Annotated in this window: 14 protein-coding genes; 5 read left to right on the top strand and 9 right to left on the bottom strand. The window is 34.4% G+C overall.

Features of this window, described 5'->3' with window-relative positions; all coding sequences use genetic code 11:
- Positions 1–7 precede the first annotated feature (7 nt).
- Positions 8–1,468, top strand: a complete 1,461-nt coding sequence (locus tag OF897_RS20180) for a SusD/RagB family nutrient-binding outer membrane lipoprotein (protein ID WP_267267469.1) — start codon at positions 8–10, stop codon at positions 1,466–1,468.
- Positions 1,469–1,552: 84 nt separating this feature from the next.
- Positions 1,553–3,313 (top strand): arginine--tRNA ligase, encoded by a 1,761-nt coding sequence (gene argS, locus OF897_RS20175; RefSeq protein WP_267267468.1) that lies wholly within the window; start codon positions 1,553–1,555, stop codon positions 3,311–3,313.
- 60 nt (positions 3,314–3,373) lie between these two features.
- On the opposite strand, the gene OF897_RS20170 is transcribed toward argS, so the two are convergent.
- The 3 genes from OF897_RS20170 to OF897_RS20160 all read right to left on the bottom strand — a co-directional run bounded on the left by OF897_RS20170 (position 3,374) and on the right by OF897_RS20160 (position 6,471).
- The gene (locus OF897_RS20170; protein ID WP_267267467.1) at positions 3,374–3,763 is read right to left on the bottom strand and encodes a hypothetical protein; all 390 of its coding nucleotides are present in this window, start codon (positions 3,761–3,763) and stop codon (positions 3,374–3,376) included.
- Positions 3,764–4,263: 500 nt separating this feature from the next.
- Complete coding sequence (locus OF897_RS20165; RefSeq protein WP_323809082.1) at positions 4,264–4,842, bottom strand: DUF6705 family protein; 579 nt, start codon at positions 4,840–4,842, stop codon at positions 4,264–4,266.
- Between the two features lie 18 nt (positions 4,843–4,860).
- A complete protein-coding gene (locus OF897_RS20160) occupies positions 4,861–6,471 on the bottom strand; it encodes a hypothetical protein (protein ID WP_267267465.1) in 1,611 nt (536 codons plus the stop codon).
- Between the two features lie 153 nt (positions 6,472–6,624).
- Here OF897_RS20160 and OF897_RS20155 point away from each other — a divergent pair, with 153 nt between their 5' ends.
- Together OF897_RS20155 and OF897_RS20150 are read left to right on the top strand one after the other, a co-directional pair.
- On the top strand, positions 6,625–6,996 hold the full coding sequence (locus OF897_RS20155; RefSeq protein WP_267267464.1) for a helix-turn-helix domain-containing protein: 372 nt from the start codon (positions 6,625–6,627) through the stop codon (positions 6,994–6,996).
- Between the two features lie 237 nt (positions 6,997–7,233).
- Positions 7,234–7,617 (top strand): HU family DNA-binding protein, encoded by a 384-nt coding sequence (locus tag OF897_RS20150; protein WP_267267463.1) that lies wholly within the window; start codon positions 7,234–7,236, stop codon positions 7,615–7,617.
- A 47-nt stretch (positions 7,618–7,664) separates the two neighbouring features.
- Here the strand turns inward: OF897_RS20150 and OF897_RS20145 are convergent, their stop codons facing one another.
- From OF897_RS20145 to ccoN, 6 genes are all read right to left on the bottom strand, one after another.
- The gene (locus tag OF897_RS20145; protein WP_267267462.1) at positions 7,665–8,228 is read right to left on the bottom strand and encodes a hypothetical protein; all 564 of its coding nucleotides are present in this window, start codon (positions 8,226–8,228) and stop codon (positions 7,665–7,667) included.
- Between the two features lie 97 nt (positions 8,229–8,325).
- Complete coding sequence (locus OF897_RS20140) at positions 8,326–9,252, bottom strand: YihY/virulence factor BrkB family protein (protein WP_267267461.1); 927 nt, start codon at positions 9,250–9,252, stop codon at positions 8,326–8,328.
- Positions 9,253–9,444: 192 nt separating this feature from the next.
- Positions 9,445–11,793, bottom strand: coding sequence for a translocation and assembly module lipoprotein TamL (gene tamL / locus OF897_RS20135; protein WP_267267460.1), 2,349 nt, complete (start codon positions 11,791–11,793; stop codon positions 9,445–9,447).
- Positions 11,794–11,798: 5 nt separating this feature from the next.
- Positions 11,799–16,829 carry a translocation/assembly module TamB domain-containing protein gene (locus OF897_RS20130; RefSeq protein WP_267267459.1) on the bottom strand — a complete coding sequence of 1,677 codons (5,031 nt, stop codon included), beginning with the start codon at positions 16,827–16,829 and terminating at the stop codon, positions 11,799–11,801.
- Between the two features lie 414 nt (positions 16,830–17,243).
- Positions 17,244–18,122: a cbb3-type cytochrome c oxidase N-terminal domain-containing protein gene (locus OF897_RS20125; RefSeq protein ID WP_267267458.1), complete on the bottom strand. Its 879-nt coding sequence runs from the start codon at positions 18,120–18,122 to the stop codon at positions 17,244–17,246.
- A gap of 18 nt (positions 18,123–18,140) precedes the next feature.
- Positions 18,141–20,420, bottom strand: a complete 2,280-nt coding sequence (gene ccoN / locus OF897_RS20120) for a cytochrome-c oxidase, cbb3-type subunit I (protein WP_267267457.1) — start codon at positions 20,418–20,420, stop codon at positions 18,141–18,143.
- A gap of 183 nt (positions 20,421–20,603) precedes the next feature.
- Between ccoN and OF897_RS20115 the strand changes: the two genes are divergently transcribed.
- Complete coding sequence (locus OF897_RS20115; protein ID WP_267267456.1) at positions 20,604–20,894, top strand: helix-turn-helix domain-containing protein; 291 nt, start codon at positions 20,604–20,606, stop codon at positions 20,892–20,894.
- The last annotated feature ends 676 nt before the right edge of the window (positions 20,895–21,570 follow it).

Genomic DNA, 21,570 nt, shown 5'->3' with positions numbered 1-21,570 from the left:
AATTAAAATGAAAAAGATATTTTCAATATTAACTATAGGATCTTTAGCCTTGACAAGTTGTGTCAATGGAGATGAAGATTTTAATAATAATCAAAGTCAGCCATATGTTGTTTCTGCTGAGGTACTTTTTACTAATGCCCAAAAAGAGCTTACTGATCAGATGATAACACCGAGTGTAAACCTAAATGTTTTTAGATTTATGCAACACTATCTTGCAAGTACCACGTATAGAAATGATGCAAGATTTATTTTTACAGGAACGAGGAGAGTTCCCGACAATATGTGGCTTGCATTATATACTGATGTTTTAGGGAATCTTGATGAAGCCAAAAAAGGAATTGCTAAAGAAACGAAGCCTACAGCGATGACTGAACAGGTTTGGCAGAAACAACAGGCAAATAAATTAGCTATCGTCAATTTGGTTGAAATATATACTTATCAGGTTTTAGTTGATAGTTTTGGAAACGTCCCATATTCTCAGGCATTAAAACCAGAAACCGTTGTTCTTCCGAAATATGATGATGCTAAAACAATTTATGAAGATCTTGTAAGTAGATTAAATGTTATTCTTTCAACTTTAGATTCTGGCTATCCTAGTTTTACTTCTGGAGATAATTTCTATAATGGTAATGTTTCTGGTTGGATTACGTTTGCAAACAGTCTAAAACTTAAAATAGGAATTAATTTGGCAGATGTAAATCCTACTTTGGCTAAACAAACAGTAGAATCTGCAGCAAATGCGGGAGTTATAACTGCCAATTCTGGAAATACCTTATTTCAGTATGATAGTACATCGCCTAATTTTAACAGAATATATGCAGAAGTTATTGCGAGCGGAAGACAAGACTTTATTGCAGAAGAAGGTATTGTAAATTCAATGAATTCACTAAATGATCCCCGTAGAGCATCTTATTTTGAGGCAATGTCTGATGGAACATATGTAGGAGGAGTCGTAGGTTTGGCAAATATCTATGATGAAAACTCCAGCATCGGAGAGGGGTTACTTTCTCCAAATGAACCGGGAGTTTTATTTGATGCCGCCGAAATTAATTTTTATTTAGCAGAAGGTGCTGCAAGAGGATACAGTTTGGCCAGTCCGGCACAAGTTTATTATGAAAATGCTATAAGAGCTTCTATGCAATATTGGGGAATTAATTCTGCAGATATTACTACTTATCTCACTAATCCTAATGTCGCTTATTCAGCAGCGAATTGGAAACAGCGAATTGGCGAGCAAGCTTGGATAGCAATGTACAACAGAGGTTTTGAATCTTGGAATTTCTATAGAAGATTAGACTATCCGACTCTAACTGCTCCAAATGCAACTCCAGCAGCCAATGGAAAAGTTCCTACAAGATTAACCTATCCTATCAATGAGCAAACTGTAAATGGTGCAAATTGGACATCTGCATCTTCAGCAATAGGTGGAGATAAATTAACAACAAAGGTATTTTGGGATATCAATTAATACTAATCACTTTTAACATTCATATTAAAAACCGCCTTAGTGCGGTTTTTTTATTTCCGTATATTTGCAAATCAAATTAGAATAATGAATATTAAAGATATCATAGAACAAAAACTGGCAGAGGTTATTTTAAATATCTATCAGTTAAAAGATATAAACTTAGAAATTCAAGAGAATAAAACTGAGTTTGAAGGAGATTTTACGATTGTAACGTTCCCTTTGGTAAAGCAATTGAAGAAAAACCCTGAAAGTATTGGGGTAGAATTGGGTGATGCTTTAACGACTCAAACGGAATTGCTAGAAAGTTTTAACGTTGTAAAAGGATTTTTAAATGTAAAAGTTAAGAATCAATTTTTTGTTGACCAGTTTAAATCGGTTACAGAAGGTTTTGCAACAATTGAAAAGAAAAATGCAACCGTAATGGTTGAGTATTCTTCGCCAAATACCAATAAACCTCTTCACTTAGGACACATCAGAAACAATTTATTAGGATTTTCTGTGGCTCAGATTCTTGAAGAAGCCGGATATGATGTTTTAAAAGCTCAGATTATTAATGACAGAGGAATTCACATCTGTAAGTCGATGTTGGCTTGGGAAAAATTTGGAAATGGAGAAACTCCCGAAACTGATCATGTAAAAGGAGATAAGTTTGTCGGAAATTACTATGTTAAATTCGATCAGGAATATAAAAAAGAAATTGCTGCTTTAGTAGAGCAGGGAATTTCTGAAGATCAGGCTAAAAAAGATGCCCCCTTAATAAAAGAAGCTCAGCAAATGCTTCTCGACTGGGAAAACGGAGATGAAAAAGTAAGAAATCTTTGGAATGAGATGAACTCTTGGGTTTATGACGGTTTCAATCAAACTTATAAGAGATTAGGAGTAGATTTTGATCAGGTTCAGTACGAAAGCAATACCTATATTTTAGGAAAAGACCTTATTCAAGAAGGTTTGGATAAAGGGGTTTTGTATAAGAAAGAAGATGGTTCGGTTTGGTGTGATTTGACGGAAGAAGGTTTAGACCAAAAGTTATTGCTTCGTTCAGACGGAACTTCTGTTTATATGACTCAGGATTTAGGAACGGCAGTTCAGCGTTTTAAGGAAAGCAATATTCAGAAATTAATTTACACGGTTGGGAACGAACAGGATTATCACTTTCAGGTTTTATTTAAAATCTTAGGAAAATTAGGATACGAATGGGCAAATCAACTGTATCATTTATCTTATGGAATGGTTGAACTTCCAAACGGAAAAATGAAATCCCGTGAAGGAACTGTGGTTGATGCCGATGATTTGATGCAGGAAATGCACAACATTGCAAAAGAAAAAGCAGAAGAATTAGGAAAGCTTGAAAATTTATCTGATGAAGATAAAGAAGCAAACTACGAGAATGTAGGAATGGGAGCTTTGAAATATTTTATGCTGAAAGTTGATCCAAAGAAGAAAATGCTTTTCAACCCTGAAGAAAGTATTGATTTTAACGGAAACACGGGCCCATTTATTCAATATACTTATGCTCGTATTCAATCTCTGTTGATGAAAGCAAACTACATGAATAGAGAAATTGCTGAGGTAGATTTAAATCAATTTGAAAAAGAATTGATTATGCAATTAGCCAATTATAAGGCTGTTGTTGAAAAAGCAGCAGAATTATTGAGCCCGGCTTTGGTTGCTAATTATCTTTATGATTTAGTAAAATCTTACAATTCGTTCTATCAAAGCAATATTATTTTAAAACTGGAGGATGAAAATTTAAAACAATTCCGTTTGAATTTGTCAAATCTCACGGCACAAACAATAAAAAAATCTTTGTTACTCCTTGGAATAGGAACAGTCAACAGAATGTAAAAATTAATCCTCCTGATAATTCGGGAGGATTTTTTACTTACTCAGTCTTTACAATAAATCTTATTTATAATATTCAATTTCTCTTACCCACTTATACTTATCTTTTCCATCTACATTTTTTATAATTTCAGTCCAATTTTTTTGTTTGTCGAATTTATACTTAAAAGTAACTACTATAGTTTGTTTTGGTTTATTGTCTTTTCCAAATTTAGTTGAATAGTATAATTTGCTTATATAATGATTATCATATTCAAATTTTTTTTTATCCGAAATTATATTGCCGTAATAGCTTATTGTTCTTTCTAATTTTCCGTCTTTCGTATAAGAAAAGTTTGATTGTAAAATTACAGATGAATTTCCTGATGTTTTTTCTTCTTTCATTATCTTTCCCTTTTCATCCATAATGTAGTTATAATAATTGCCATCATTAAAATTTACACTTTTAATCATTTTTCCTAATTGGTCATATTCATATTTAATATGACTATCGAGGTATACTTTTCGGTTATCGTTACCACTTGGAAAAATGAATTTTTTTTCTTCAATTACTCGATAGTTTTCATCATATACTTTTATCGAACTTAGTTTTGATGATATATAGAATCCTTTGCACTAGTGTAAGAACGCTCCCCTGATGACTACATCTATTTACAAGATCGATAACATTAGTTTGGCTTCTACATGAGACAGCAAATAGTGTAATTATGATAAAAGCAATTTTATTTATTATTTTCATATTCTTAATTTAAATATTATTCGTATTTACATAGGACAGTTGTCTTGCCCCACTTCTCCATCTGGGTTTAATTTAAGCTTTGCCCAGCGATTAGTAACATTATTTTTTCGATACAAATGCACGCCATCTCCGCTTCCTATATCCGAATCATTTAACAACATAAAAACCGTAAAATCTAAAATCTTACGGTTAATTATTTAAGCCTACTTTTAATCTACTGCTTCGTAAAAACCATATCCAACGGGAAAGTAGAGCCTGTATACAAAGTTCTCGGTCTTTTAGGGCTCACATAAGAACTGTGCTGGTCTATCTTACCTCTAAATTTCATTTGTGTAGGGGATAGGATTTCTAATCCTACGGTAATTATTTTCTCTTTTTTTCTATCTACAAAAAAACCAGTATCTACTGTTGAGTCGCAAGAAATATCAAAAGAAACAGCTATTCCAAAATCTTTTTGTAGATTATCTCCGGAAGTATCAGCTATTACAGCTCCGTTCTCTTTATAAATATAATATCCAACTAAACGATCTTCAAAATAGTTAAAAGTACGTTCATTATAATGATGTTTAGTTTGCTTTATAAGAACTAAAGTCATTTCCTTGTTTCCATATGACCATTTCCATGTTCCAACATATGGTGTATAAATATTGTTAACATCTTTTAAATAAGTATTACCATCACTAGTATTAATTGAATTGTAACTACACCTATCAACAAAATTAATTACATTCGTCTGACTTTTACAAGATAAAAACATACTTATTAATAATAGTAAAAAAAATATTTTATTCATATTGTTAATTTTAAAAATTTATAGAGGACAATCATCTTTTCCCACTGTTCCATCAGGGTTTAATTTAAGCTTTGCCCAACGATTAGTATTATTCTTTCTGTATAAATGTACTCCATTTCCGCTTCCAATGTTAGAATCATTTAAAACTTTCATTAGTATTTTCAATGCTTCTTCTTCTGTGTAGTCTTTATCTTTTTCAAATCCTTTAGCTCTAAAGATTTTATAAATTGAGTTATTTGCTTCTTCTTCCTGTTCTGTTGTCGTAGGATCCCTCGTATCCTGATTAAGACCTGCAAGCAATGCATCCAATGCTGTAGTGTCACTCATCCTAAACGCATATTCTGTACCATTAAAATTGACAACATAGTTAGTATACGCATTCTTTCTGGCGGGATCAGAAATTTTGTATCCTGTGTAGAAGGTAAGAATATCACCAAACTGCGGTACAGGGAAAGTATCTTCATAATGATTGTGTGCTGCAAGAATATCCCAAGGGTGAAGCCCTATTTCTACCGCAATAACCCCTGCAATACCTGTCTCTTTAGGTTTGGTAAAAACTTTATGTTTTAATGCAGCCCCTCTCTTGGCTATGGTAATTGCTGTCTCATGATGATCCCTACCCGTAGTTGTAAGTGCAACACGTTCTTTAAGACTATCAAGTTTGGTCTGTATATAAGGAGTTTCTGAATTTTCCTTCAGCACCTCACAAGGCGTTCGTTCATCGGGATCGTCAGAATTATTCGGCTGGCTCGGCATGCCGATATTACAACCGTCCGAACCTATTAAACCTACCTGTGTCGGGTCTGTGGCTACAGAAGTACATTCATTGGGTGGAGTTCCGGGATCTGTGTTTTCGCCGCCACCTCCGCTGCCGCCACCTCCGGTACCCGGACTGATGTAGTTGTCTTCCTTCTCGGGAACGCAGTTCCATACTCCTGCGGTAAACACCATGGGTTTGGTCTCTGCAGTACAGTTGTGCCAGTCAGACATATTAGATGCGTTGTGAACTGGCTGACCTGTAGATTTATTGATCTGGCTACAGCCGTAAACAATGGTTACGTCGGTCCAGCTGCAGGTAGTTTTGGCATTCATAAGAGCCCCTCCGGAATTGAAGCTGCCTTTGGCAAGCTCTGTAATCTTGGTTTTTCCTTTGGTGTTTACAGGCTCTCCGTTTTTTATTTTTTCTTTTTCCTGTGCAGTAAGATGGTAGGTTACCAGAAACTCTCTATAGCTGCCATCGGTTTCCGGTACCAGCAGAAGATTTTCCAATGGTGCATTGTCAGGAGCGTTTTGTCTTTGGATATGAAAGGTGTAGGTATGGAAGTTATCTCCGTTTTCTATGTAGATTACACTTTTGGTATTTATAGAAACTCCGTTGGCATAGTTTACTGTTCGCCCGTTTAGATTTACCTTTCCGATTTCTTTGAATCTGGCTTCAGCTTCTTCCAGACCGGCTGAAAGCTGTTGTTTGTGCTTCGCTTCGTTAAGGGAAATTCTTCTGGAAGTAAGATGGAACTTAGTTCCGTTTTCATAGGTATCTGCTTCGGAAAGGAGTTCTGTGCGGCAGGAATAAGCCGTAAGGGCGACCATAAGGATCAGGCAGAGCCTGAGAAATAAAGTTTTCTTCATTGTCATTTGTTTTTTTTAAGGGTTAAATATAAAATAATTCTGCAACAAATATCCTAAAAGGATGAATAAATTTTCTACAACTTTGGTTGTAAAATACCTGAACCTTAGTTGTTTTTTTGAATTTTTCTTTACTTTAGCATAAAATTATACGGTATGACTTTGGGAACCAAACTCAATAAACTAAGAACAGGACGAAACCTTACTCAGATGCAGATCGCAGAGAAACTACATATCTCACAAAATGCTTATAACAAATGGGAAAGTGATAAAGCAAAACCTGCTATGGAAAATCTGATGAAGATTGCAGATTTCTATGAAACCGATGTGTATGATTTATTAGATGAAACACCAATTGTACAAAACAACACAGACAGAGCGGTTGGAAATATCCATAATAACAATACTGTAACAATCAACAATACTTTTTCAGAAGAATTAATAGAAAGCATTATCAAAAATCAAAAGGATATTACAAGTTTGGTAGAAGCGAAGAATAAGCTGATAGAAGGGCTTTTAAAGAAATAAAAGAAGGTTTTTATAAAAACCTCAATATAATATTATAAAAAGATACGGACGTTTTGTGTAAAACGTCCGTATCTTTTGTTTAAAACGTGCGTACCTTTTTAATAAAACGTACGTACGTTTTTAAAACAACAATAAAAGCTCCGTAGAGAGTCACATTTTTTTATCTTCTGTATCAATATTTTTTATAATTTAGTTCTGTAATAAAAATATTGTTTAACACAAATACCGAAGAAAAAAATGCCAATTACATTCAATGTGGTTCCAAAGAAGAACCCACAGCAACCCAACAATCCGCCAAAGTATTATGCCAATATCGTAGGCGAAGGCAAAACCACTCTTGCAGATCTTGCCAAAAATGCAGCCTCAGTTTCCACTGTGTCCAAAGCCGACATTCTTGCCGTACTGGAAAGCACATTTTCTAAAATTGCCGATGACGTAGCAGACGGTAAAATAGTCTATGTAGGAGAATATTTTACGCTTCAGGCAGGCGGTTCCAGTGAAGGAAGAGATACTGCAGAAGAAGTAAATGCCTCAAGCATTAAAAGTTTAAAAACAGTTTTCCGACCAGGAAAAATGATTAAAGATGCTTTGAAGCTCGCAGAGTTTAAGAAGAAAGGATAAACCTAAAATCCTCCCGAATAATCGGGAGGATTTTATTATTACTGATGTTATTTATTAACTTTTCTTTGTACATCCATGACGCAGGTTTTATATTTCTTATTTCCATCAATAAAAACGGACAACATTTTACCTTTTGTATCTACATTACCACCTTTCCTTAAAATGTTTTGCTCCTCTTCTGTAAAATTATAATAAACAATGTACTTAGCATATGTTCCTTCTGATGTAGGAACGAACAGAAGATTGGAAATAGGATCTTCATTACTATAGTTTTCCCGATAAAAACTAAAAGTATAAGTATGTAATTGAGGTCCGTTTTCAATGTATATTATTTGCTCAGTATCAAACCAAAATCCTTCTTTATAGTTTATACTTTTCCCGAATACAGTATGGTTAAGCTTTCTAATAATTGCTTTAGAATTTTCTAATTCTGTTAATAATTTTAATTTGTGTTTGCTGTCTTGTATTGAAATTCTTTTTGAACTTGTTGGATACTTACTGTCATAGATATGCCTAATCTCGGAATAATATTCTTCAGTATGACAAGATATTATTGTAGAACATATAAAAATAAGTATAGCGATAAAAGATAGTTTTTTCCTTTTCATCATGTTTTTATTACAAATGTATTATTTTTTATAATTTAAATTAATATACACTTGTGAAATAATAAGAAACTTAAAATTTATGAAATATTTATCAGCATTACTAAATTTCATCCTTTTCTATCTGACTTTCTCTATACAATTTCGCACTGCTCCATTTTGCATGCTTGGAAGGAACAATTTTGTACCCTTTTTTATAGGTATAAACTTTGGTAAATTCGGCTCCGAAGAAGACAAGCATACAGGAATAATTAATCCACATCATAATTAAAATTACCGTTCCGGCAGTTCCGAAAGCTGAGGTAGGTTTGAACTGTCCAAAGTAAAGACTCAGTAAAAATTTACCTAAAGTAAATAACCCTGCGGTCAATAACGCACCTTTCCAGACTGATTTCCAGCTGATTTCTACATCAGGTAGCACTTTAAACATCAATGCGAAAAGCACAACAATAATTAAAAAGCCAATGGTAAAATTGATGATTTCTACAATGATATAAGTTTCAAGCCCGAAATAATTGGTTATGAAATTATTAAATAGTCCGATTAAGGAAGACAGAACCATCGTAATCATCAGTAAAAATCCTAAAATCAGAATCATTCCTAATGAGTTGGCTCGGTCTAAAAGAAATTTAATTAAAGCTTTTTTCGGTGCAGCTTCTACATCCCAAAGATTGTTCAAAGATTTTTGCAACTGAAAAAATAGGGTAGTGGAACCGTAAACCAATGATCCGATTCCTACAATTTTCATGAAAATATTTTCTTTATCAATGAGTGCTCCCGCAATCATATCCTGAATACTTTTCGCAACATCCTGCCCCATCAATCCGCTGATTTGCGTACTGATTTGTCCACGAATGGCTTCTTCACCGAAAAAATATCCGGCAAGCCAAATAATTATAATTAACAAACCAGGAATTGAAAAAATAGCATAATACGCTAAACTCGCAGAATCGTTGGATGCAGAAGAATTATTCCATTCTGTAAATGTTTCCTTGACGGTTTCCCAGAAAAATTTTAGTTCTTTTAGCATGATAGAAATATTAATAGTTATGATTTGGTAATGATTGATACAATTCAAACACTTAGAAAGAATTGTATGATTTTTATTTTGGCTAAAAGCCGAGTCTGATTATATGATATTGAAAACGGGCTAAAGCCCGTTCCTATTGATTCATTCAATTTTCTCGCCAAACACGAAAAAATTTAAAAGCTAAAAGCAGTTTTAGAATGGATATCCAATCGCAATATTCAGAATCAGATTATCTCTTCTCCAGCTTCCTTCCCCGAATTTAATTCGATCCAGAACCCATCGGTCGCCTTTTTCATAGTAAGGAACTCTTAATGGCATTGCTAAATCGAGTCTTAAAATTAAAATTGAAAAGTCTAATCTTAAACCAACTCCAGCTCCTACAGCAACTTCGCTAAGAAAATCTTTTGAGAATTTTCCGCCTGGTCTTGTGTTTTCGCCCGCCTCATTAAATTCATCATTGATTAACCAGATATTTCCGGCATCTACGAATGCTGCAACATTTAAAAATTTATAAAGATTGGCTCTGTATTCTGCATTGAGTTCTAATTTCACATCACCTGCCTGATCAAAAACTGCTCTGGTATTTTCTGCACCTCTTGGATCAAAACTTCCAGGACCTAAAGTTCTCGCTCTGAAAGCTCTGATACTGTTACTTCCGCCCACAAAAAACTGTCTTGAAAATGGAATATGCTCTGAATTTCCATACGGAAGCGCAACACCAGCAATAAATCTTGTTGCTAATGAAGTTTTCTCAGTAAACTTGTGATAAAAACGCACATCATTTTCAATCTTTGCATATTGACTGAAAGGAACTCCAAAAATGTTTTTTTCTTTTCCTTCTTTTACATTGGCTCCTGTCACCAAACCTGTAATATTTCCGGCTAAATCCAGCATTCCTTTATAATAGAATGTATTTTTTTTAGGAAGCATCGTCGTGGAGTAAGTATAAGAATATGTTGGTCCGAAAATTAACTGCTGGTCGGTGATTCTCTGTAAATAGGGATTCCCCTGTTTTAGTGCTGCAAATTTTGGAGTTTCATTTGCAGGATCAATATAGGAAACATCAATTACATTCAATTCATGCTCTTTTCTTACATTTTCTTTCCACTGATAGCCAAAAGTTGCGTTGAAAGTATTTAAAGTGTATAAAGTCGTTCTGTTTTGAAACTCATATCCCAGTTTAATATTGGTTCTCGGCACAAAAGCACTTGAAGAATTAAAACGGAACGGCGCCACAATTCTCGGAATAGAAAGCTGTGCATTGGCTCCTGCTCTGAAAATATTTTCTGCTTCTGCAGGTCCACCAATCTGTACATCAAAAGCACCATAAACAGAAGCTTTAAACTGCTCGGCACCACGGAAAAAGTTTCTTTGTGTCCAGTTTAAATTTAATTCGCTTCCTGCATAATTCGCAGAATTGGTTCTTCCTAAAGCTTCCAAACGTAACGATTGAAGCTCTCTCGGTGTTAAAATATAATAGGCATCAAACTTATGATTCAGAGAATCTGAAACGATAAATTCGTTTTTCACAAATTTAAAAACCCCTAAACTGATCAATCGGTTTAAAGAAAGATTATGATCTTTTCGGTTATAAACATCCCCTTTGTCGAAATACAAAGCACGGTCAAAAACTCTTGGTTTAAATTTTTTATCAGGATCTACAACGTAAATATCATTGTATTCATAGCCTTTCAAAGAATCCTGATTCATCGGAATGCTGTATTTTCCTCTTTTCGCATCCCGAAGATTGTAATTTGGAAAAACAACGACTTTATCAATCGTAAACTGTTCTTTTGCCAATTTAGGTGTATTGTCTTTCAACTTCACAATCATTTCGACCTGATGATTTTTGCTCACCGTACTATCCGCCTGAACAATGATATTGTCGGGATTGAAATAGTAAAAACCTTTGTCTTTCAAACCGTCATCAATTCTTTGTCTTTCCGCTTTAATCACATCCAGATCAAAAGGATTTCCGGTTTTCAATAAAGTCTTCTCTTTTAAGATCTGGATTTCCTGATTCACCAAGCTTGAATCTGCAGGGAATTTTACATTGCTGATTAAATATCTTCCGCCAGGATTCAATGTATAAATGACCTGAGCTTTTTTATTCTTTGAAACGGTGTCATATTTCGCTTTAGCATTAAAATATCCCTTGTTTTCAGAATAATTAACGATAATATCTTTATTAAATTCACGGTCAACATCGCCCAACAAAACAGGTTCTTCACCGAATTTATATTTCAGCCAATATCTTATTCCCTTTTCTTTCTTCGGTTCCTTTGTTGCATTGTAAGCATACAATTTTGGTCTTAAACCTAAAAATGACGAGTTTGGTTTTGGGGTAAGATTTTCTTCTAAAGCTGATTGTAATGCAGATTTTTCTTTCTTGGTTAAAGAATCACTTTCTATTTTTACTTCTGCTCCTGTGTAAAGAAGCTGTCCGTCTTTCAAAAATTTAGTATTGCTGCAGGAAATAATTGTCGCAGTAATTCCCGAAACCAAAAAATATTTACAGTATATATTGAGTTTGTTTTTCATGTATATTATTTGAATTCTACAACTTCTTTGTCTTTATTTCTTTTATTCTGAATACCTTCACGATTACGATTATTCCTTGATTTTTTGAAAATATCTCTGAATTTATCATAATCTAAAGTAATCACAAAACCAAGCCCCGTTTCCACGATTTGTCCTTGCAACGCCACCTGATATTCGTTTTTACGGTATGCTCGCAAAGTATATCTTCCGTCTCTTGAAAGTGCGTAATCTATCTGTACGTCTCCCGCAATATTCGTCGTGTTTTCGTCAGGTCTTGCTTCGCCTTCGACGCCAAAATTACTTCCCACAGAGACTTTCAGTCTGTCGTTTAACAATCTTTTACTTAAACCGACATTCAAATCAGTTCTGGTATTTTGCGTTCCGGTAGAGTAGTCTTCAGTAGATTCCAAATCAAAATTTAAATCAACTCCTTTTATTAAATCGGAAGCTAAATTATTAAGCTGTTGAGAAAGAATTTTACTCACACTCTGTCTCGCCATCGTCTCCGCAGAAACGCCGGAATTGCTTTCGAAAGGATTTTCACCAATAAATCTATTCAATAAAAGCAAAGCGAAAACCTGTTTGTTCATTTCGTTCGGATCCTGTCTCAACTGGGCCAATTTTCCTTCAACCGTTTCGGTTACAGCAGAAGAAACAGCGTTATTTTTCTCATCGGTTGTAATATCGAATGAAATTTCAGGCTTCAACAATTCTCCTTTCAAAATCAACAAAGTATTGAATGGAATTCTCTGTTTATACTGATTTAGCTCATCCTGATTCACCTGTTGCTCAATTAAATCAATCGGTGCAGTCTGCGTTTTATAAATGGCAGTGATGTCAAGATTGGCGGTTGTAGGCTCGCCAGTCCATGTAATTGTGCTTCCTTTTTGAATGTCAAATTTTCTCTTCAAAACGCTTACAGACATTTCATAGCTTCCTTTTTCAACCTGATAAACGCCGACCAAAGTCACTTTTCCTGAAGGATCAATTCCTCCCGTCAAATCTGCTTCACCCTGAAGTTTTACAAAATCTCCTGCTGCTTTATCAATCACAATCGACATTTTTGCTTCTTTGCTTAACTCAATATTTACATTCACATCCAAACCTTTGATCGGACTTTGAGCGTCGATTGAATCTGCTTTGATGGTTTTATTTAATGCAAGCTGGTCTTGATCAATAAATTCTACAATTCCGTCTCTTTCCTGTAATGAAGGCGAAGATTGAGGAAGTACAAATGTGAAATCTGTTGTTTTTGAAACCGCCAATCTTCCGTCAACCTTTGGTAAGTCTAAATTTCCACGAACTTTCAAGGCTGCATCAATCGCTAAAATTCCGTACATCATCGCATCATTCGATTTCTCTGAATTCACGACTTTAAAATCTTTCGCATCCAGATCTAAATTAAATGCAAAATCTCTGTACGTTTGTGTTAAAACTTGTCCGTCAATATTTAAAGAATTTCCGTCCTTATCTTTAATTTTGAAATTATCAAACTCAATTCCTCGATTGGTAAATCCTATTTTATCATTGATTCCTCTGAAATCACTTCCTGTCTGGGAAATCATCATTCCGACATTATTCATTTTAATATCGCCCAAAATTTTCGGTGCCGTCGTGGTTCCTGTAATTTTCAAATCTCCCGAAAGATAACCTTCCGTATTCGTAATTGCGTTTGCTGTGAAACCCTGCAATGTTTTCATCTGAAGCTGATTCATATTTAAATTTAAATCAAAACTGCTTGAGGAAGTATTATAGTTTCCTAAGATTTTCACATCATTGTTGTTACCCGAAAGTGCAATATCAGCATTCAGAAGATTCGCAGATTGGTTATTGACTTTAATATCTAAATTACCAACCGGACTTCCGAAGACAAACAAATCGGTCACATCAATATCAGAAGTGAAGGTCATGTTTTTAGTTAAATCACGCAGTTGTGCTGTTCCGTTAATCGTTCCTTTGGCTAAAAGTGAATCTTTTTTAATGATTTCTGTGATTGTTTCAATTTTAAAATCTTTCAGAGAAACATTCAGCGGACTGCTTGGTGAATTGTTTTCAGACTGTAAAGAAATCTGCGCTCCAGAATTGGAAAGTGTGAAGTTATCCGCCACAATTCCCTGACTAAAAATCGAAATTTTGTTGTTTTCAGCAACCGTCCAATCCATGTAATTTAGTTTTAAACCATTTGGATTCAATGAAATTTCTGTAATATCGTTCATTGATTTTGCATTTCCTGCAATCAGGAACTGTGTTTCATCTTTATCGTCTTTCGTTGTAATATTATAATTGATAATATTTTGGGCAACATCACCGTTAATATTTACTTTTTTAAGCGCAAAACTTTCGCTGGCTAATGATGCAACACTCAAATCATATTGTAACGCCTGATTTTCGTTGGTAATTTTTAAACTTGTATTCTCTAAAGTATTGGTTCCATACAAAACCTGCGGAATTTTTGCGTCCAACTCGATAACCTGAGAATCTGCATTGTAATTTCCAGTAATATTGATGGTTTCAAAACTTTTGAGTTCGGGAACAAATTTTCTGATTAAATCATCATTTTTAATTGTTGCATTGACCGTGAAAAACTGTCCTGCATCAATTTTCTGAGCGGTTGACGGTTTTTGAAACTGATAATACTGATTAATAGTCTGAGTTAAAGCTCCAAAAATTTGAGTCAGTTTGTATTTTCCGTTCAGTTCGACGTCGGCAATTTGAGAATTAAACTTTATTAAAGTTGAATCTGCCGTAGAAACAGCGTTCAGTTTAATTTCCTGAATTGGGTAAACTTCTTTTGTATCTGAAATTGCAAAGTTTTGTAAATTTAGATATCCATTTAAATTATCTGGATCAAGACTTTTAAAATCACCATCAATCGCTCCTGCAATAATCATTGGAGAACTGTAAAATCCGAGTTTGTTTAAATCTAATTTGTTGATGTTTCCATTAACTTTTACAGTCGGATTATCATTGAAAACTCCTGAAGCCGCAAGATGTAAATTGGCATTCGGATCTTTTGAATTTAAATCAATATCATAAGCGCCACGGTTGATTTTCCCTTTCAGATTCATATTCTGATACGTGTAGCCTTTGTAAGTTGCAGATTTTACGTCACCCAAAAGATTTGCTGACATTTTCTTCGGATCAAAACCTTGTCCTCTAGCATTGATCTGAGCTGTAATGCTTCCTAATTCTTTATTCTGAATAATTTTTCCGATTTGCAGACTTTGAAGATTGGCTTTTACATCAAAAGTTTCTCTGTTTTTTCTTCGTAAATCTGCTTTAGCGATAATCGCAGCATTTCCTAACGTGGAAGTCAGACGCAAATTGGTATCGACAACCTGAGTTGTACCTTTTGCCGTTCCACGAATGGTCATGAAGGAAGGTAAAGTAATATTTTTCGGAATCGTGTTTTTCGGAACTAAATTGTAAATCGTTTTTGATGCAGTCGACAGTTCGGCAACATTTAAATCGTAGTACAAGTTGTCAGGATTCATCACATTTTTGATTTTCCCCGATGCCAAAACTTTTAACTGATCCAAGCCTGAAACTTTTAGATTCTGAATTGCCAAATCATTTACGGTTCCTCTTACGAAAGCATTTACGTTTAAAATTACATTCGGATATTTATTGAATGGCGCCGTATTTCTTAAAGTTGGAACCAAATTTAAAATATCAGAAAAACCGATTTTAGAGTCACGGATATCGGCTGAAATTTGTACTGCTCCAAGATTTGATGATAATTGATCGATGGAATTGTAATTTAAAACCACTTCATCTCTTAAAATTGTTTTCGGAGTTTGTAAATAAAGATTTTTCAGATAGGCTTCTTTTTCCGCATATACAAAATCGGTATTGAATTTCTGAACATTTAAACCTTTCGCTTCCTGAATCTCCGCTGATTTTACGCTTCCTGCAAAACCGTTGTTTTCCATTTTAAAATTCCGAACGTCGAGATTTAATTTAGCAAAATTAAGATGGTTAAAATCCATTCCGCTTTTTGTAGGAGCAATGGCTGTGTTGTTGTAAGCAACTTTTACATCATCCAAACGGAGTTTTCCCAAAAGAACTTTCATTGCTTTTTCTTTCGCAGAATTTTTTGAAACTTCAGGTTTTTCTTCTTTAGGATTAGCATTTTCCGTTGCTAAGAATAAATTGGCGTTGATGTTTGCACCGGTTAAATAAACATTTCCAACATTGTAATCGTTGTTTTCCAAATCAATGCTGTTGACTTTCGTACTTAATTCTTTGAAAAGTACTTTAGCAAAGGTTTTAGAATTGTCGTCACCGTAATCAATATCGAAATTGGTTAATTTGATTCCGTTTAAACCTAATTTCATTGGCTTTTTCTGGTTCAGAGAATCTACTTTTTCTTCTACATTTTTGGCAACTTCTTCTACCAAGTCCTGCTTCAGTTTTAATTTTAATCCGTCAAGATTAATATCGTTGACTGCGTAATTATTATTTTGAAGGTCGAAAGTTTTTACTCTTGTATCAAAAGATTTGAAATAAACTTTAATATCGTTTCGAGATTGCTGATCATTGAAAGTCAGACCGATATCTTTTAATTTAATTTTATCTAAAGAGATAATAAATGGTTTTGAAGTGCTTTCTTCCTTATCAGAAGTAGCAAAAGCATCAATGATATAATCGAAATTGAATTTTCCATCAGGTTTTCTTACAACATTTGCACGAACACCTTCCAAATCAATCGAAGTAAGATCAGCTTTAGAATTAAGCAGCTGCCACATATCTAAGCCAACATCGAATTTTTTCACAGCTAAAAGAGTGTCAATATCCTGACCTTTCAAATATAAATTTTCCATCACCAAACTGTTTGGAAAACCGATGTAGACTTTATCAAGACTTACCTTTGTTTTGATTTTTTTCTCTAAATAGACAATCAGTTTATCTTTTACAAAATTCTGAACAGCAGGAAGTCTTAAACTTAAGATTAGCAGTATAATTAAAAGAATGATAGAGATAATTGTAATAACAATACCTCTGAGAATTTTTCGTTTGTTGAATTTCAGTTTCAAAATTTTCGTGATTTAGACAAATATACAATTCGTTTTTAGGTTGGCGAATCGTGATTTCACCGATGTTTATGATATTTCTTTCTGTCTTATATTTTGAAAATTTGAAATTTAATGAGCTTTACCATGATTATTTTATATGAAAAAGTCTACAGAAAGAGACTTTGTTTTGAAACATTCAGCAATATGTTTGCCAACCACGGTAAATGATGGAAATTTAATACAAATGTGGTACATTTTTTTAACTACAAAAACCTGTTCAATGAACAGGTTTTTGTGTTGATGTATGCCTCGGTTGATAATTAAATATTATGGAATATTTAAAGTGAATAGGTTTTCAGATGTTAGTTGAGTTACAACTGCGACATACATCTAGTGGAGATTCAATTCATAGTTTATATATATTTAGATGAGTAATTATTCTTGCCATTTTGCGATTTCGCCTTGTGGAGCTGCGCCGCCTTGTTTTTCGGTAATCGGAGTTTTTTCCTGATTAATGTGATAGATATAGGAAGCTATTTTTTCTGCATCTCTTCCGGTAATTGTTCCTTCTTTTATAAATGGGCGCATCGTTGGATTGTTGGGTGATCCATTTTCAAGCATCCAGAAAACATTTTTAAATAAACTTTTTTCTTTGATGTTAATCCAATGGGTATCGGTTAAATTGGGTCCGATTCCTCCTTTTCCTCCGTCTGAGTGACAGGTTACACAATTTGTTTTAAAAAGTTGTTCACCTTCTGCGATGTAATCAGCACTGTATTTTGCGGTTTCTAAATTAATAGGCGGAGCATTTTTTTCGTATTCTTCAATAGAAACCAGTTGTAATTTAGCTTCTTTATAGTATTCCGCTTCTGGGTGAGCGTAATCTGTGAAAGCAAATGCAATAATGTAGACAGCACAGAAAATGATTCCGAAATAGAAAAGACCGATCCACCATTTTGGTAAAGAGTTGTCTAATTCTGTAATTCCGTCGAAGCCATGATCAATCAGAATATCTTTTTCTTCAGTCTGTGATTGCTTTTTGAAAGCCGAATTCCAAAGCTTTTGATAATATGGAGTTGATTGGTCAGTAATGTATTCTTGTTTTTCTTCATCGGTCAATCTGCTGAATCTTTCGTTTTCAACTAAATCTCCGATAGAATTCATAATGAGCAGTAAAATCGTAATGATAATCAGCAAAGCCCAGAAAAACGGTGTTGAAAAATAGTTGGTATCTTGTGCGAACATTTCGAACGCCAATATTGTAATTCCTATCGTTATGGCAATATATATAGATATGGGTGTTCTCTTTTTCATTGTAATGATGATTTAAAATTAATCTAGACTTGCAGTTTTGATTTCGGTCGTCTTAATGTCAGTTCCTAATCTCTGTAGATAGGCAATCATTGCGATGATTTCTCTTTGCTCCATTGGAACAAAATTGTTTCCTCGTGCAACTTTCTCTTTATCCATTTGATCTTTTACATCGGTTGCTTCTGCATAAATTCTTTTTACAATTGCTTGTGACTGATTATCCGCCCATTTATTTGCTGAATCGATTTGTGCTTTTGTATAAGGAACATCAAACGTGTTTTTCATTAAAGACATTTTATCTACCATTCTTGAGCGGTCGAGTTTATTGGTAATCAACCAAGGGAAACGCGGCATAATCGAACCAGCAGAAGTAATTCTTGGGTTGTACATATGTTTGAAGTGCCATGAATCTGGGTTTCTTGCGCCTTCTCTGTGTAAATCTGGTCCGGTTCTTTTTGATCCCCATAAAAATGGTCTGTCATAAATAAATTCTCCTGCTTTAGAATATTGTCCGTTTTTACCGTCAAATCTGTTAACTTCATCACGGAAAGGTCTGATCATTTGTGAGTGGCACGAATTACAACCTTCTCTTATGTATAGATCTCTTCCTTCCAATTCAAGTGGAGAATATGGTTTCACTGCGGAAATAATAGGTAAGTTACTTTTTACAGTCATTGTTGGAACAATTTCTACCAATCCACCAATTGCAATGGCTACAAAAGCTAATATTGATAATAGGTGAGGAGTTCTTTCCAGCCAAAGATGTACACCTTCGCCTTCTTTTCTGGAGCTTCCTACATTGGCTAAAGCTGGAGCTTCTGCAGGAACTTCTTTTTGGAATTTTCCGGCTTTTACTGTTTTGTAAACATTAATGACCATTAAAATTCCACCACCTAAGTAAAATAATCCGCCTAAGAATCTTAATTTAAAGTAAGGAATAATCGCAGTAACAGTATCCAGCCAGTTTTTCCACAATAAAGTTCCGTCGGGATTAAATTGTTTCCACATCAAACCTTGGGTAAATCCTGCGATGTACATAGGAACGGCGTAGAAAATAATCCCTAAAGTTCCCAACCAAAAATGCCAGTTTGCTAATTTTTTAGACCAAAGTTCAGTTCTCCACATAATCGGAACTAAATAGTATACAACTCCGAATGCCATGAAACCATTCCATCCTAAAGCTCCCAAATGAACGTGGCCAATTACCCAATCGGTGTAATGTCCAATTTTATTTAAAGATTTTGTTGCTAAAAGAGGTCCTTCAAAAGTTGCCATTCCATAGCAGGTAACAGCGACTACAAAGAATTTTAGGATTGGATTTTCTCTTACTTTATCCCAGGCTCCTCTTAAAGTTAATAATCCATTTAGCATTCCACCCCAAGATGGAGCAATCAACATAATTGAGAAACCTGTTCCCACCGCTTGAGCCCATGCTGGTAAAGCTGTGTATTGTAAGTGGTGTGGTCCTGCCCAAAGATAGACGAAGATCAATGACCAGAAGTGGATGATGGAAAGTTTGTAAGAAAACACAGGTCTGTTCGCTGCTTTAGGCATAAAATAATACATTAAACCTAAAACTGGTGTCGTTAAAACGAACGCAACCGCATTGTGACCGTACCACCATTGAACCAACGCATCTTTCACCCCTGAATAAGCAGAATATGATTTCCAGCTTGTAAATGACAATGGAACTTCAAGATTATTAAAGATATGAAGCATGGCAACCGCAATCCACGTAGCAATATAAAACCAAATCGCTACATATAGATGACGTACTCTTCTTTTGGCAATCGTTCCAAACATATTGATTCCGAAAATGACCCAGGAGAAAGTGATTAAAATATCAATCGGCCATTCATGTTCAGCGTATTCTTTTGAAGTATTGATTCCCATTAAAAAAGTAATGACAACGGCAATAATCATAATTTGCCACGTCCAGAAATGAATCCATGAAAGGGTATCGCTATACATTCTGGTTTTCAAAAGTCTCTGCATACTGTAATAGGCACCGCAGAAGAATGAATTGCAGACAAAAGCGAAAATCACTGCACTCGTATGAAGCATTCTGATTCTACCGAAACCTAAAGCTCCCTGAGAATTAATTAGTCCTTGAATATTGCCGCTTCTTAAACTCTGAATCGTCGTATCGTCGGTTCCGAATAAAAATTCAGGCAATTCCGGATAAAAAAGCATCAAGGCTGCGGTTAATCCTAAAATAAAACCAATAATTCCAAATACAACAGTGGCATAGAGGAATGCTCTGACAATATTATTGTCATAATTAAATTTTTGCGTCTCCATAAGTCTTGTGTCTTGCAGCGGACAATATTTTGCGTTGAATTTTCCTTTAATAAAGGTTTTAATTACCCGAAAATAAATATCATGCTGGGTGTGTAATGTTTTGACAAAGGTATTTACTAACTTTGTGTGAGGCTATTAGATATACTTCTAAAATATACCGAAAACTACTAAAGCGATTGTGAGATGAAGATTTGTGGACAAAATATCAGAAAAATAAGACGTAACAAAGATTTTACTCAAGAATATATGGCGTTTGAAATGGGAATTTCTCAAAAAGCCTATTCAGATATAGAGAACTCCAAAGTGAAAATCAATCTCGAGATTCTCACAAAAATTTCTAATATCCTTAATATAAAGCCGTCCAATATTTGTAGTATTTCTCATAAATGTGGTAATAATGATTACGAGGACAAATACAATGAGTTGGTAGAGTATATGAAAAAGAATAATATTTCTTTACCTCAGAATTTGTAATAACTTACCTTATTATATATAGATATGATTACTATCTCAGAAATTTCTGGGGTATTTTATTTGTAGCTATTTCCCGCTCTCCACTGTATCTTTTGCTCTTCGTTCCTCATCACAAAAGGATGCCGTTTCGATCGGGGCTATGGAGTTGGATTTGTGACGGATTTAGTAATTAAATTGAAGGTCAGTCATTCCAGGTTATATTTTTAAGACTTTCGCTCAGTATTCTTTAAGATTGACACCAACATGAAACTTGATATTACTAGCTTTTTGTTATATATAGAAGTAACTATGAATGCAAAACAAATTATTACCCAAAACATGTAATAATAGATGCATTTTTCAAACAGTTTTGTTTCACCCAAAGCTCCGTAGGAGCTTAACCTTTATAGTAGAATAAAAACATAATTGAATCTATAGCTCCCTCGGAGCGGCGCAAAACGTAATTCTTTTCTTCACTTGTCAGAATCACTAGCCTCTCGAATCTAGTTCCCAACAACAATCCCCACAATTCCTGTAAACTTATCAAACATCAGTTTAAATTTTCCTCTCAGTAAACCAGGATGTTAAGTTTAAATATTAAATAAATATAAATTTTATGTTAAATTAGTTTGTTTTGTATTGGTAGATTATACTACTTTTGCCCCACTGAAAAACGAGAGTTATTAGGTAGCGCAGA

It is taken from the genome of Chryseobacterium formosum, assembly GCF_026460885.1.
Lineage (GTDB): Bacteria > Bacteroidota > Bacteroidia > Flavobacteriales > Weeksellaceae > Chryseobacterium > Chryseobacterium formosus.
This window is presented reverse-complemented; position numbering and strand designations above follow the sequence as displayed.